The organism is Aggregatibacter aphrophilus ATCC 33389 (genome assembly GCF_900636915.1).
Classification (GTDB): Bacteria; Pseudomonadota; Gammaproteobacteria; order Enterobacterales; family Pasteurellaceae; genus Aggregatibacter; species Aggregatibacter aphrophilus.
Map to the genome: position 1 here is coordinate 1,112,978 of NZ_LR134327.1, position 14,117 is coordinate 1,127,094.

Below are 14,117 nucleotides of genomic sequence, written 5' to 3' on the forward strand. Positions count from 1 at the left end.
GCTATCAGAGAGGTTAAACAGAAATATGAAGGATTTTATCCCCTGAGTCAAATGTCAAAAGAGGGAAAATCCATATCCAAAAATTCGACAGGAGAGCAACTATGTCCTTTACCACTATCATCTACGCCCATCCTTACGAACAGAGTTTCAACCACGCCATATTGCAACGCGTACGCGAGTTACTGGAAAGCAAAGGCGAAGCATACAAACTCATTGATCTCTACGCCGACGGCTTCAACCCCGCCTACACTAAAGAAGAACTCGCCCTATTTAATCAAGGTAAAGCCCTCGACCCACTGGTACTGCACTATCAGGAAATTCTCAAAAAAACCGACCGCTTGATATTCATTTTTCCGATTTGGTGGGCGGATATGCCTGCCATTGTTAAAGGTTTTGAAGACAAAGTATTTCTGAAAACGCTTGCTTATAACCCTACACCAACAGGCATAAAAGGGTGTCTGACGCAAATTCGCGAAGCAGTGGTTATCACCACTTCCACCGCACCGACGTGGTATCTAAAATTCTTCTGTGGCAATGTCATTGGTAAAACAATGATCGGCCATACGCTAAAAGGCATAGGTGTGGGCAGTGGTCGTTGGATCAACTTTGGTGGCATGGATAAATCCACCGCCCAAGCGCGTCAGTCATTTTTAGACAAGCTAAGCGACAAGCTATACCTCTCAAAATTTTACCTCCAATAGTGCCAGCGTCCACGCTGGTGCTTTTTGAACTAAGCATGGACACTTGAACCATCCTGTTGATGGCGCGCGTCTCCTAACCACAGCTGTTCGAAACCTTAACTTGGAACCCAAAGACGGTCAACCCCGCTTGGGTCTCCGCCACAAATTAAAACTATCTCTTTAATTAAAAGACTTTCAATTTCAATGGCTAATTTTAACTTCGCCATCTTATAACCGGATAAACCGTTCTCTTTCTTATAAACAATTAATAAAATCGCCGTAATTAACGTCATATACATCTCCACTTTCATGCCATTTTCATTACGTGAAAGTAAATGGCTGAAGTCTAAATGTTGCTTAATAAATTTGAAAAAAAACTTCGATTTCCCAACGTCTCTTATATAACTCAGCTATTTCCGTTGCCGAATAATCCGCATGGTTTGTCAGAAAGTAAATCTCTTCATCCTTCTCTTTTAATCTCGCGATAATTAATCGAAAAATATGTCGGGTTTCTTTATTTTCCTTATTAAATAATCTGACATTATAATCCGATTGTATAACCATACTTGCCGTCTCCCGGATTTCTACCGGATTTTCACTCATGACCCGATAACGCGCTATCTCACGAATCCGGGTCACAAAGGTAAAATGTTTATCGGTAAATTCATCAAACGTATTTCTTGACTGAATTCCCATATCAAACAATAAGATATTGTCCCGGCTCAACGGACATTCTACAATCAGCTCTTTGAGCGCAACATCTTCCGAGGAATAAACCCGTTGCGTAAACAGTTTTGATTTTACCGGTACGCTCGAAAACGCCACACTGAACTTGATTCCGTTTACTCCCTGATAGCTCCCCACTTTCATTCCCGTTTTTAATAACTTACTTGAAAGCGTCACGATTGTGGAATCAAAAGCGATAATGTTATCTTTCGGTTTTAAATAACTGTCACTATATCGACTTAATACTGACTCGAAAATTGCTTTAAAATAATCCGCATTAATGGTTCTTAATCGGTCGCCAATCGAATTATATTTTGCATGCTTTATCGGTTTATCAAATAATCCGGTAAAGGTCGGAGAACTGTAAAATTGCTCTAATGTTCTTAAGCTGTTATGTCGTACATTTAATGATGAAAATAGCAGTAAATAAAACATCACTTCACCGCTTAATTTTTTCACTTGACGGTCAACTTGATATTCCAATGCAAACATTCTTAACTGTTCTTTCGGAATATAGCTTAAGATTTCTCTGAGTTTCATCGCTCACCTCTCTCTGTTAATAAGGTGATTTTACCTTTTTCTCAGGTTTCGAACAGTTGTGGTTTCCCAACGGGTGCAGATTAATAACCATAAAAACACACATTAGATGATTCACGCAGCCCCAAAAAACACACCTAAACCATAACCGAGAAAAAAGTGCGGTTAAAATCCATCGTGAATTTCAACCGCACTTTTCATTTCAAAATTAGCGCTTGCTTTCCGCCTGTTTAATTTCCGGCGTTGTGTATAAGCGGTGCTTATACAAATAGCTACCCAACAGCGCGTGAGCTAAGGCTTCTTTGACCATGCTTTGCGGCACTTCCGCTTCCGTTAAGGTTTCAGTGGCTTTGTCGTAGCGGTAGGTTTTGGCGCCCACTTTCGGAAATTGAATCACCACATCATTGCCGCGCATAAGTGCCTGTACTTGGTCGTACTGCATAATGGCGCGGTTTGGATCGTTCGGTTTGGTGAGGTCATAACCGATCATCGGGTAATCGCCACTAATCCCTGCCAAGGAAAGCAAGGTAGTCGGCATATCAAATTGGCTAACCAAACGGTTATCACGACGCGGTTCGATGCCTTCACCCAAAATCAATGCCGGAATGTGGAAATGCTTAATCGGCATCAAGCTGGCGCCAGCAACACGGGAGTCGTGGTCGGCAATCACCAAGAAAATAGTGTCTTGCCAATAATTGGATGCCTTCGCCAATTTGAAGAAATGTCCAATCGCATAATCCGCATATTTTGCCGCATTGTTGCGAGTGGCTTTAGGCTGTTCGTACAGCTCGATTTTGCCGTCCGGGAACTCAAATGGATCATGGTTGCTGGAGCTGAATACCAAGCTGAAGAATGGTTTGCCTTCTTTGTGTAATTGCGTGAAAGTCTCATTGGCTTTGGTGAACAAGTCTTCGTCGCTCACGCCCCAAGTACCGGTAAAGGTCGGATTTTGATAGTCCATTTGGTCGATAATGCGCTTAAAGCCGTTTCCGTAGAAAAAGCCCGCCATGTTATCGAAATGCTTTTCCCCACCGTAAATAAAGGAAGTATCGTAACCCCGTTGACTTAATAATTGCGCCAAGGTGAAGAAACCGCGTTGACTGTTGTTGAGTTTAACCACAGCACGTGCCGGCGTTGGAGTGAAACCAGCGGTAACCGCTTCAATACCGCGTACAGAACGGGTGCCGGTGGCGTATAAATTATCAAACAACCAGCCTTGCTGTGCCAACTTGTCAAATTCCGGCGACAGTGGCAAACCACCTAGCGTGCCGATAAATTGTGCCCCAAAACTTTCTTCCAAAATAATCACGATATTTTTCGGTTTGCCTTGGTAGGTGGCCTGGTTACGGGTCAAGGTTGGAATTTCCTTGGAAACATAGGCCTCTGCCGGACGGCTTCCGCTGTTTTTTACAATGGAGAGCATTTCTTCTACATCCATTTTGCCGTAGGCTTCGGAAGAGGTACCTTCGTCTTTAAACTGTTGTGCCGCATAAATCACAGAATAGCCTGAATTCAGCACCAAAGAGTTCACCATGGCATCAGAGGAAAACGCCACCATGGCCGGGTTGATTCCCCGGTGTTGAAAACTGGAACGCGCACCGAGAAAACTCAAGGCAATCACCAATAACGCCACCACAGGGCGCCACGTCCAACGCATTGGCGTGATATTGCGTACCGCCCAACCGGCCAGTTTCCAATACACCACCACCGCAATAAACGTAAAAACGAGGCTAAAAATGACCGCACTTAAATGTCCTTCCATCAGCATGGAGAACACTTCTTTCGGGTAAATCAAATATTCAATGAACAGGCGATTCGGGCGATAATCATAGGTTTCAATAAACGCCGGTGTGGCCAGTTCCATAAACAAAATGAATACACTGCCAGCCGTCAACCAGAAGCGTAAAATGCTCTGCCAAATGCGCCCTAACGCGTTTTGATGATAAAGCAATACAGTCAATAATGCCGGCACACCAAATAAATAACACAGGGATACCACATCCATGCGCAAGCCTTGCAAGAATAACTGGCCCCAGCCGCCAACCGCATTGACGCGATTCAGTTGCCATAAAGACAGACCAAGACGGGACAAGGTGAACACAATAAGGTTAATCAAAGAAAAGAAAAAAATCGGGAACAGCAGCGAACGAGGTTTACCTGTCGTAAATAAATGTCGTGACATTTCAGTCTCCAAAATGTAAAAAATCCGCTCTTTTAGGCTACTAAAGTGACGAGCGGATTTGATGAAAGATTATTCGATCCAATGAACGATTTCATTAAGCGGCTTGCGGCCTTTCGGACGAATATCCTTAGCGCGATAGCCAAATGTTACGGCCACAGATACTGCGTATTTTTCGGCATCGTAAGCACCGGTTTGCGCCAAAATACGGTTGACTTCCGCATAATTAAAGCCTTCGATTGGGCAGCTATCAATGCCGATCAAGGCAGCCCCCGTCATCATGTTGGCAAGGGCGATATAGGTTTGTTTGCTTGCCCAATCAAATAAAGTGCGGTCGTTTTCTAAAACGTTTATGTGTTCTGTTTGGAAACGTTGATAAATCGCCATATTAGTTTGAATTTGTTCTTCCGTTAAACCGCGACGTACAAGGTTGGCACGAAAATCCTCGGAATCGTAACGCATATTTTTATTGGCCAAAATCACCACTACATGGCTAGCATTGTCCAACTGCGTTGCCATGCCCCAGCTGACGGGTTTTAAGGCTTGGCGCAATTCAGGATTCTGAATAACTAAAAATTGCCAAGGTTCGGAACCTACGGAACTTGGTGATAGACGACCAAGTTCTAAAATATAGTCAAAATCTTCTTTGCTGATTTTACGGGTGGGGTCGTAATACCTTGTGGCACAACGAAAATGGAAGGCATCTAATACTTGTTGTTTGGTGACGTGCATTGAATTCTCCTTGTAATCAATGTAAAAATGAATGGCTAAATTTTCCGCTTATTTATTATTTTGTCCAGTAAAAACGTTTGGAAAATTACGCACAATCCAATCAAGTTCGCTTGTTCGTTCCTATGGGGCTGTTGGCAAAGCCAACGTTCAAAATCCGTTGGATTTTGTCACCGCACTTACGGCTTCAAATAAGGTTCAATTGGAGGCGGAATTATTTTAGGATTAGGAATTAGAACCTGTTTATGGCGATTAAGTTCGCCTTTTTCTAACACAATGCTGCTTTTCGGCACTTTGAAGAGTTTACTTAAAAATTTGAGAAGATGGGCGTTGGCCTGCCCATCAATAGGCGGGGCGGTAATGCTGATTTTTAATTCGTCATCATGCAAACCGACAATATGATCTTTGGCGGCTTTCGGTTGTAAAAAAATTCTCAGGCGCAAATCCGCGCCAATTTGTTCCACTGCCGCCATGATGTTTCCTTAAAAGGCTGCGGCAACCCAAAGCCCATTGAAAATGTCATACAACACACGATTGAGTAAATACAGCACAAAAACAACAACCATTGGTGAGAAATCAATCATGCCGGTGTTTGGCAAAATTTTACGGATAGGACGTAATACGGGCTCACTCAGTTGATACAAAATATATTGTGCCTGCCCTGCACCACGGTTAAACCAACTTAAAATTGCCCCCACCAACAACACGTAAAAGACTGCTTCACCAATGCTATGCAGCACGCTTAACACGCCTATAACGGCGTATTCAAACAAGGAAGCGCCACCAATCGTACCAAAGAAATTTAATAGTGGGAATTTCACTACGCCTAAAATAAAACACGCCAATAACGCGGCAGTATTAATGCCTTTTATGGTCGGGGCAAATTTACTTAATGGGCTAACCACCGGCTGTGTCGCCTTCACCAAGGCTTGCGATAACGGATTGTAAAAATCCACTTTAGCCACTTGAAACCACACACGTAAAATTAAAATAAAGCTATACACGCTAATTGCGGTAGAAATCAGAAATTGGATTGAATTCATTATGTTTCCTTAAATTATAACCAACCTTTACGTTTGAAATACCAGTACGGCGCAAACGCCGCCAGCGCCATTAACCCCAGCGCCATCGGATAACCGAATTTTAACCCAAGTTCAGGCATATCGGCAAAGTTCATACCGTAGTTAGAGGCCACCAAAGTCGGCGGTAGGAAAATTACCGACACAACGGAGAAAATTTTGATGATTCGGTTCTGCTCAATATTAATAAAACCCATGGCCGCTTGAAGCAAGAAGTTCACTTTTTGGAACAAGGATTCATTATGCGGCTGCAAAGATTCAATGTCTCGTAAAATTTCACGCGCTTGTTCCAACTGATTAGCCGGCAAACGGGTTTTACGTACCAAGAAACTGAGCGCGCGTTGCGTATCCATCAAACACAAACGCACTTTGGAACTGGTATCTTCTTGTTCCGTTAAGGTTGCCAAGGCTTCATCAAAGGCTTCTCCTTGGGTTCCGTTTAACACCACGCGGCTTAATTTTTCCAAATCCGCATACACGTTTTCAATCACATCCGCCAACTGCTCGATTTTGGTTTCAAACAAATCCAACAATAATTCATAGGAATTACATTCAATTAAACGCTGATTGCGGGAACGCATACGATACAAACGAAACGCCGGTAATTCACGATCACGTAAAGTGAACAGACGACCGTCACGCACGGTAAACGCCACGCTGGCCAAATCCGCATAATCGTTTTCATCTTCACAATAAAAGAAAGAGTGCAAGTGCAAACCGTCTTCGTCTTCAAAAAAACGCGCGGATGCTTCGATGTCTTCTAACTCCAAGAAAGATGCCAAACTTTGGCCCAAACTTTCCTGCAAGGTTTCCCGTTCTTCTACGGTCGGTTCAATTAAATCAAGCCAAATGGCGGTGTTTAACGGCTCGGTGGATTCGTCGATACGAACTAAGCGAGCATCTTCAAGGGCAAAGGCATTTATCATTTTGTCATACTCCGGATTGGACTACGCACAACGCAATGAACAAACAATCAAACGAATAAATCATTACCAAGTTTGGCGATCAAAAGTGCGGTCGTTTTTACGCGTGTTTTTCAACGACTAAAAAGAAAGCGGTAATGATGAAGGTGTTGCAAATTTTCGTCTGACGGAAAAGATGCCGAAAAAGAGAAAGGTAAACGAAACTTACCAACGAAACCATCGCCGATAAGTGAGACGGGCGATAGTTACAGTGAAAACTCTATTCGGTATCGACTGTGACTGTCCAAAGTGTGTGTCCTCTTGTTACTAAATCGCGCGCAATGTTACGCCTGAAAGGCTGCTTCGTCAAGGCGAAGGAGAAAAAATCACCTTCGCCGAATAACACGTTCAGGTTCAAAAAACACCGCAAAATCTCACCGCACTTTTACGCGACATTCCACCAAATCAACGCCCATTTGCGCTGGCCGTGTTTGATAGATTCGTTGTTCTGTTGTTTTTGGCGATAAAATGCCGTTAAGCCCTGCTTTTCTTTTTCATTTAACGGTCCAAGAGAAAATTCTACGGAACCGAGCAAATCCTCGTAGGTTTCTCCCATAAAGCGACCGGATTCTGTTTCAATGAAGCTCAGGTTCGCTTGAATGCCTTTTTGATAAAGCCGATTCAGCAAATAAATATAAGTCGGGAAACCGATGTCTTCACGTCCAATAGCGTCAAATACACCCTCATCCAAAAAATGGCGTTGCGTCACGGAAGTGAGATACACCCGTTTTTTCGCTTTGGCACAGAGTTTCTCGATCATGTCGTCTAAATCATCCACTAACGTAGAGCGCGATGCCAAAATTACATCCACTTGCGGCACATCGTTCCAATCCTCGGCCCAAGAACGACGAATCAGTTTTAAATTCGCCAGTTGCAGTTTTTGTTTATATTCCGCCAATACATCCAACATCCCCGTGCTGTAATCCAAGGCATATACTTGGCTGCCTTGCTGTGCCAAAGGAATGGCGAACGTACCCGGGCCACAACCGATATCGAGCACGGTTTCATCAGGTTGCACCTGCATAGCTTCCAGTAATTGTTGATTATAACGGCTGGCTTTCCCCACCAGATTTTCCGCCATCTTGACTGCTTTCTTGTCCCATTTTTCAGGTGGCAAATTGTAATGGTTACAGGCAATGAGATGTTGTTTGTAAAGCTGGTTGAAATCAATGTCGTAAATGGTCATGGCATATTCTAAAAGTGCGGTAAGTTCTACAAACATTCGGGATTAATGGTTAATTTCACCTTCAATCGGTTTAATGTTTTCATCAAATTCCGGTAGTGGTTTGTGTTCGCTTGCAACATAAGAATAAATCACCGGCAACACGAACAGAGTAAACAACGTACCAACAGCCAGGCCTGAAACAATCACGATCCCCATACTGAAACGGGAGACTGCTCCGGCACCGGTGGCGTAAAGTAACGGAACCAGACCGGCAATCATCGCAGCAGTGGTCATTAAAATCGGACGCAAACGCACTTTGGCCGCTTCGGTAATAGCTTCAATACGGTTTTTACCGTGATTGAGCTGTGCTTCTTTTGCCACTTCACACATTAAAATACCGTGCTTGGTGATTAAGCCGACCAGTGTAATCAAGCCTACTTGAGAGTAAATATTCAGTGTAGCGCCGGCTTTGCCGACAAAACCGAATGCGTTTAACGCCAATAATGCGCCACTGATCGCTAGTGGCACGGAAATCATAATTACCATCGGGTCACGGATGGATTCAAACTGAATCGCCAACACTAAGAAGATGATAACCACTGCCAACACGAAAGTCACCGCTAACGCATTACCTTCTTGTACCAACTGACGAGCTTCACCTTTGAAGTCGTAGTTATAACCTTGCAGTAACAATTCTTTTGAATTGTCTTGTAGCCATTGGATAGCGTCCCCGATGGAAGAACCCGGCATCGGCACAGCGCTAATCACCGCAGAATTCAACTGGCTAAAACGCGGTAAGGAGCTTGGTTGCGGTTCCAATGTCATAGTCACTAAGCTACTGAGCGGCACAGAGGTTCCATTAGAAGCAGAAATATAGTAACTATTCCAGCTTTCAGGTGATAAACGGTTTTCACGTTTCACCTGTGAAATAATTTTATAAGCACGACCTTCAATATCCACACGTTCAACGGTAGCAGCAGATAAGAAGCTTCCTAACGTGGCACTAATTTGTTGCATGGTAATACCGTAAGATCCTGCTTTTTCACGATCAATTTTGATATGCATTTGTGCCGTATCAAATTTCAAATCCAAATCCGTATAAACGAATTTGCCTGACTTTTGCATAGCATCTAAAAACTTGCCGGCAACATTAGCCAAATCTGCATAACCTTTTGAGGTGCTGATGACAAAACCAATCGGAGGCCCTTGTTCTCCGGTATCAATTTCAGGGAAGGCGAAACCACTGACGGACACTTCCGGAATGGCCTTGGCTTTGTTGTTTAACTCTTGCAACACTTCCGCTTGACTTCTGGAACGCTCGTTCCAATCTTTTAACGTGACCACGTTTAGGGATTGGCTTGTGCTCGGCACACCCGAAATGGTCATCGCAAATTGTACTTCCTCCGTATCCGTTAAGATTTTTTGATACGGCGCCATAGCTGCTTGTACATAATCTACGTTCACGTTAGACGGTGCAGAACCGATGGCTAAGAATGCACCTTTGTCTTCTGTCGGTGTCAGTTCACTGGAAAGTGAATTAAACAACACCGGCAATGTGGCAAAAATAACGCCCGCAAATGCCAACATACATTTACGATTCGCCATCACCAAATCCAAGACATAAGAATAAGCGTTGTTGACTTTGGTTAATGTACTGTTAACACGTTCTTCCAATTTACTTGGTTTATCATGTTCTTTCAGCAACTTACTGGTCATCATCGGAGAAAGAGTTAATGCTACGATACCGGAAATGAATACCGCACCGGCGAGCGTTAACGCAAATTCTTTAAATAACGTACCGGTAATCCCGCCCATTAACGCCATCGGAGAATAGACCGCAATCAAGGCGATAGTCATGGAAATAACCGGTACGGCAATTTCGCGGGTACCAATAATTGCTGCACGGAATGGGGTTTCACCGAGTTTAATATGGCGGTCAACGTTTTCCAATACCACAATAGCATCATCCACCACCAACCCGATCGCCAAAATCAAGGCCAACAAGGTCATTAAATTGATAGAGAAATCCAAGGATTGCAACATCATGATTACCCCGATAAGGGAAATCGGAATGGTAATCACCGGAATCAAAATCGCACGGAAGGAACCGATAAACATAGTGATCACGACCAATACGATCAGGGTTGCTTCCATAATCGTTTTCACCACTTCATTAATGGAGTTATTAATGGCGATGGTACTGTTATATAAAATATCTGTTTGAATAGCATCCGGTAAGTTATTTTTGATGCTTTCATATAACGGAAGGATTTTTTCCGCCACGGTTAACGGGTTTGCAGAAGAAGTAGGGTTCACCGCCAACACCACGGAATCAGAACCATTGGCTACCGCACGGGCAGCATCGCTCGATTTATTTAGCTCGACATCCGCGACATCACGTAATCGTACGAGTTTATCGCCATCGGAAGAAACAATCAGATTACCGAGCTCATTCACTGATTTTGTGGTGGTGTCCACTTTGTTTTTATATACCACATAAAAACCATTGTCATTCCCTGCCGCCGTTTGTACGTTATTAGCGGATAAAGCAGACCTAACAGTGGCGGCAGATAAGTTTTGTGCTGCCATCTTTTTCGGATCCAACCAAATGCGTAAGGCATATTCGGACGCACCGAAAATATCCACGCTTGCCACCCCTTCAACGGTAAAGAACTGCGGTTTCACCACACGTTGAATATAGTCGGTCACCTGGCTGGCATCCAATTTATTGGAACGGAAACTAATGTACATAATCCCCGAACCGCCGGTGGAAGAGGTCACCGCCGGATCTTCAATTCCACTCGGTAACTCAGAACGCACAGAGTTCACTTTCGCCAACACGTCGGCAAGTGCCGCATTCGGGTCAGTATTTAATTTCATTTTTACCGTCACGATTGAACTACTTGGGCTACTACTGGAAGACATATAGTCCACGTTGTCCGCTTGAGCCACCGCTTCCTCGATTTTGGATGTCACGAACGCCTGAATCAAGTTTGCATCGGCACCGGGATAAACAGTTGAAACCTTAATTACGGTTGTGGTCATTTTAGGATATTCACGCACTGCCAGTTTCGAAATTGCCTGTAATCCTAAAATAATGATTAACAAGCTAATCGAAACTGCGAGAACAGGACGTCGAATAAATATATCGGTAAATTTCATTCGCTATTCCTAATTAGAGATTGGTTTTACTTGCCGGTTGCGTGGTGCCAACGCCCTCTTTATCACTCACAATAACGAGTGCACCATTACTTAAGTTTTGCTGACCGCCGGTGATGATTTTATCGCCGATTTTCACTTCATCGCCTTTTAACTGGGCGTAAATACCTTGGCGGTCTTTCGTAAATACAGTAATTTGTTTGGCGCGATACATTTTGTTCACATCGCCTTGTTTAGCAAATTTCTCTTTTTCCTCATCAGAAAGTGCGGTCAAAATATAAAGTGATTCGCCATACATGTTATAGCTCACCGCCACTTGCGGCACGACGATTTGGTCATATTCCGTCGACAATGCCACATTCAAACGGGTGAACATACCGGACAATAATTTTGCACCATCTTCCGGCTCAAACGTCGCTTGAATATCCACCAAGCCGGTTGAAGAGCTGATAGCAGGTTCAATGGCCGTGACTTTCGCTGCAAAAGTTTCCCCTAAACGGGCATCTGCGGTCGCAGTAACTTTTTGACCAATACGCAGCTCATCCAATAAATTCTGTGCAATAGAAAAATCTACTTTCATGGAGCTACGATCTTCTACACGTACAATTTCTGTGCCGTTTGACACATACTGACCGACATTAACTTTCACAATACCGGCTTTACCATCAAAGGGCGCAACAATTTGACGACGTTCAATGGTAGCCTTTAAGGATTCCACGTTAGCCGCTTGCGCATCATAGGCCGCTTTCGCATTGTCTAACTCTTGACGGGAAACACCACCGCTTTTCGCCAGATTGGCATAACGTTGGTAAGTTTGGCGCAATGAAATCACTTGCGCTTCGGCAGCTTGTAAACTGGCACGTTCTACGGAACTATCCAACTCAACCAACAAATCGCCTTTTTTCACATTTTGGCCATTTGTCACCAAAACTTTTGAAATTGTACCCGCACTTTGCGCACTTAACATCGCACCTTGATTCGGACGAACCAAACCGGTGGTTTCAATCACAGGCGTCCATTGTTGAGTAGTAATGGTCATTGCCGTTACCGGTGAGGGAGTTTCACCTTGATTTGCCAAGAAATCCGCAATGCCTTTTGATTTCATATAATTCATCACAATCATTGCGATAAAAATGAGTACAAATATACCTAAAGTCAGTTTCAACAAAAAAACGTGAGAACGCTTTGGTCTATTGGTTTGAGTTTGACTCATAAAAAAACTCCGTGAATATTATCTGTAACTAAAGTTATTATTTTTGAATGGCACGCCAAGTACGTTCGATAACCGACTCCAGCATATCCATTGAAACCCGTTGAGCAAATTGTTTGCATTTAAATGCAATATTGAGCGCGCTTTCCAACGAGATGGCAAACAGTAAGTGAGGCGGCAAATCACAGATCTCATCCGCCTCTGCAGCTTTTGTACAAAAATCATGCCAAATGCCTTGGTGCTCCCACTCTTTGCAAATTTCATAAAATCCGGGCAGAAATTCGTATTGTCCCATATTGGCAACAATCGTTGGATCTTGTTCCAAAGAATGCCAAATATTCCACCACATTCGCCGATAGCGATGGAAAAACGATTGGCTTTCATCGTAATCTTTTCCCAAGGTTTCTTGGAAAGATTTAAAAATATATCGTGCGAACTGTGCCAATAATTCATCTTTATTCTTGAAATAAATATAAATTGTTCCCGGCGAAATCTTGGCTTCTTTGGCAATCTTGTGCATGGACAAGTTTGGCAAACCAACTGTCGCCATCAGATCATTCGTGGCGGTAAAAATTCGCTCGATCATATCTGTTTCTGACTGAGGCATATAAATTAACTACTATAATTTGGGTTAATCGTTAGAAGTGCGGTTAAAATTTCGTTTAATTCGCACATTTAGGTAGGTCACATACAGTAAATACAATAGCACTGAATGAACGTTCGTTCATTTTATTGATTTTTTATTTTTTAGCAAGCTAAAAATAAAAAAGTGCGGTGAAAAATCACCGCACTTTTATCGCAATCTTATTCATCACATTCCTATGACAACACAGTTAATCACGCTTTTGGCTTTTTCCTGCATTTTCACTGCTGCATTTCGGTCACCTGCAGGGCCGACCACGACCCGGTTCCAATCGGCACTTGCATTGACTCGGGCATTTAAGCCAAGTGCACTTAATTTAGCCTGTAATGCATCGGCTTGCGCTTTATTTTTAAATGCACCGCATTGCAAGCCGTAGCGTCGTTCCCCGTTATTCGAGGTTTGTTGTGATGTCGGTTGTGAAGTCTGTGGCTGCGGCTGAGGCTGTGGTGCCGGTTCAGGTTTCTTCTGGGGCTCGCTTTTTACGATTTGCTCCGCTTTTTTCTCTTCTTTTGGCGATGTTGTTTTTTTAGCTTCTACCACTTGCGGTTTCACTTGTGGTTGAACCACCTGCTGTGCGACTTGTTGAGGTGGTTGAGTTGGCTGTTGTACCGCTTGTTGCGTTGTTGTTGCCTGGGTTTCAGCTGCTTTGCTACGCGCCAATTCCGCTTGTTTTTGTTCTTCTTCCATGGCTAGTAAAATCTTGCGTTGTTCTTCTGTTAGACGCATATTTTTATCTAATGACTTCGGATTATCATCAATAGGCACAGTGCGGGTTTCTAAGGCTTTAATGTAGCTCCACACTTCTTCCGGACGATTTGGCAACACACTTTTCGGTTGTGTTTTTTCTGTCGTTTCAACAGGTTGAACAACAGGCTCCGGCGCTTTTTCTTTTAATAAATAAAGCCCAAGACCAAAAGCAGCTACCACAATGGCAGCAATAATAAATAGCAAGGATTTGTTACTTTTTTTCTGTTTCTTCTTTTTCTTTGCACCGCTACGGGTGGCGTAATCACGTTGAGCCACAATAAAACCTGTTTAATCTAACTAA

General features: G+C 43.4%; 13 protein-coding genes. 1 reads left to right on the top strand and 12 read right to left on the bottom strand.

Translation table 11 applies throughout. The features are described 5' to 3' along the window. The first annotated feature begins 101 nt into the window (after window positions 1-101). Window positions 102-701 (top strand): NAD(P)H-dependent oxidoreductase, encoded by a 600-nt coding sequence (locus EL144_RS05375; RefSeq protein ID WP_005704953.1) that lies wholly within the window; start codon window positions 102-104, stop codon window positions 699-701. Window positions 702-796: 95 nt separating this feature from the next. Here the strand turns inward: EL144_RS05375 and EL144_RS11545 are convergent, their stop codons facing one another. The 12 genes from EL144_RS11545 to ftsN all read right to left on the bottom strand — a co-directional run bounded on the left by EL144_RS11545 (window position 797) and on the right by ftsN (window position 14,092). After that, window positions 797-973, bottom strand: coding sequence for a hypothetical protein (locus EL144_RS11545; protein ID WP_232010648.1), 177 nt, complete (start codon window positions 971-973; stop codon window positions 797-799). Window positions 974-1,037: 64 nt separating this feature from the next. Next, window positions 1,038-1,946 (bottom strand): IS4 family transposase, encoded by a 909-nt coding sequence (locus tag EL144_RS05380; RefSeq protein ID WP_232010649.1) that lies wholly within the window; start codon window positions 1,944-1,946, stop codon window positions 1,038-1,040. Window positions 1,947-2,151: 205 nt separating this feature from the next. Continuing rightward, on the bottom strand, window positions 2,152-4,125 hold the full coding sequence (locus EL144_RS05385) for an LTA synthase family protein (protein ID WP_005704521.1): 1,974 nt from the start codon (window positions 4,123-4,125) through the stop codon (window positions 2,152-2,154). Window positions 4,126-4,194: 69 nt separating this feature from the next. Then, the gene (locus EL144_RS05390; RefSeq protein ID WP_005704520.1) at window positions 4,195-4,854 is read right to left on the bottom strand and encodes an NAD(P)H-dependent oxidoreductase; all 660 of its coding nucleotides are present in this window, start codon (window positions 4,852-4,854) and stop codon (window positions 4,195-4,197) included. 176 nt (window positions 4,855-5,030) lie between these two features. Then, a complete protein-coding gene (gene yggU / locus EL144_RS05400; protein WP_005704517.1) occupies window positions 5,031-5,324 on the bottom strand; it encodes a DUF167 family protein YggU in 294 nt (97 codons plus the stop codon). A 9-nt stretch (window positions 5,325-5,333) separates the two neighbouring features. Further along, entirely contained in the window at window positions 5,334-5,894 is a 561-nt protein-coding gene (locus tag EL144_RS05405) for a YggT family protein (RefSeq protein WP_005704516.1), read from the bottom strand. A 14-nt stretch (window positions 5,895-5,908) separates the two neighbouring features. Further along, window positions 5,909-6,856, bottom strand: coding sequence for a magnesium/cobalt transporter CorA (gene corA, locus EL144_RS05410; RefSeq protein WP_005704515.1), 948 nt, complete (start codon window positions 6,854-6,856; stop codon window positions 5,909-5,911). Between the two features lie 421 nt (window positions 6,857-7,277). Continuing rightward, a complete protein-coding gene (locus tag EL144_RS05415) occupies window positions 7,278-8,078 on the bottom strand; it encodes a class I SAM-dependent methyltransferase (protein ID WP_032995316.1) in 801 nt (266 codons plus the stop codon). Between the two features lie 42 nt (window positions 8,079-8,120). Beyond that, the gene (gene acrB / locus EL144_RS05420; RefSeq protein WP_032995309.1) at window positions 8,121-11,219 is read right to left on the bottom strand and encodes a multidrug efflux RND transporter permease subunit AcrB; all 3,099 of its coding nucleotides are present in this window, start codon (window positions 11,217-11,219) and stop codon (window positions 8,121-8,123) included. Between the two features lie 13 nt (window positions 11,220-11,232). After that, window positions 11,233-12,429 (bottom strand): multidrug efflux RND transporter periplasmic adaptor subunit AcrA, encoded by a 1,197-nt coding sequence (gene acrA, locus EL144_RS05425; protein ID WP_005704512.1) that lies wholly within the window; start codon window positions 12,427-12,429, stop codon window positions 11,233-11,235. 37 nt (window positions 12,430-12,466) lie between these two features. Continuing rightward, window positions 12,467-13,033: a TetR/AcrR family transcriptional regulator gene (locus EL144_RS05430; RefSeq protein WP_032995308.1), complete on the bottom strand. Its 567-nt coding sequence runs from the start codon at window positions 13,031-13,033 to the stop codon at window positions 12,467-12,469. A gap of 204 nt (window positions 13,034-13,237) precedes the next feature. After that, window positions 13,238-14,092, bottom strand: a complete 855-nt coding sequence (gene ftsN / locus EL144_RS05435) for a cell division protein FtsN (protein WP_050332900.1) — start codon at window positions 14,090-14,092, stop codon at window positions 13,238-13,240. Window positions 14,093-14,117 lie beyond the last annotated feature (25 nt).

Excerpts from the sequence above, each read along its gene's own strand:
- EL144_RS05375 (WP_005704953.1), top strand. The coding sequence starts at position 102 with ATGTCCTTTACCACTATCATCTACGCCCATCCTTACGAACAGAGTTTC.
- EL144_RS11545 (WP_232010648.1), bottom strand. The coding sequence starts at position 973 with ATGACGTTAATTACGGCGATTTTATTAATTGTTTATAAGAAAGAGAAC.
- EL144_RS05380 (WP_232010649.1), bottom strand. The coding sequence starts at position 1,946 with ATGAAACTCAGAGAAATCTTAAGCTATATTCCGAAAGAACAGTTAAGA.
- EL144_RS05385 (WP_005704521.1), bottom strand. The coding sequence starts at position 4,125 with ATGTCACGACATTTATTTACGACAGGTAAACCTCGTTCGCTGCTGTTC.
- EL144_RS05390 (WP_005704520.1), bottom strand. The coding sequence starts at position 4,854 with ATGCACGTCACCAAACAACAAGTATTAGATGCCTTCCATTTTCGTTGT.
- yggU (WP_005704517.1), bottom strand. The coding sequence starts at position 5,324 with ATGGCGGCAGTGGAACAAATTGGCGCGGATTTGCGCCTGAGAATTTTT.
- EL144_RS05405 (WP_005704516.1), bottom strand. The coding sequence starts at position 5,894 with ATGAATTCAATCCAATTTCTGATTTCTACCGCAATTAGCGTGTATAGC.
- corA (WP_005704515.1), bottom strand. The coding sequence starts at position 6,856 with ATGATAAATGCCTTTGCCCTTGAAGATGCTCGCTTAGTTCGTATCGAC.
- EL144_RS05415 (WP_032995316.1), bottom strand. The coding sequence starts at position 8,078 with ATGACCATTTACGACATTGATTTCAACCAGCTTTACAAACAACATCTC.
- acrB (WP_032995309.1), bottom strand. The coding sequence starts at position 11,219 with ATGAAATTTACCGATATATTTATTCGACGTCCTGTTCTCGCAGTTTCG.
- acrA (WP_005704512.1), bottom strand. The coding sequence starts at position 12,429 with ATGAGTCAAACTCAAACCAATAGACCAAAGCGTTCTCACGTTTTTTTG.
- EL144_RS05430 (WP_032995308.1), bottom strand. The coding sequence starts at position 13,033 with ATGCCTCAGTCAGAAACAGATATGATCGAGCGAATTTTTACCGCCACG.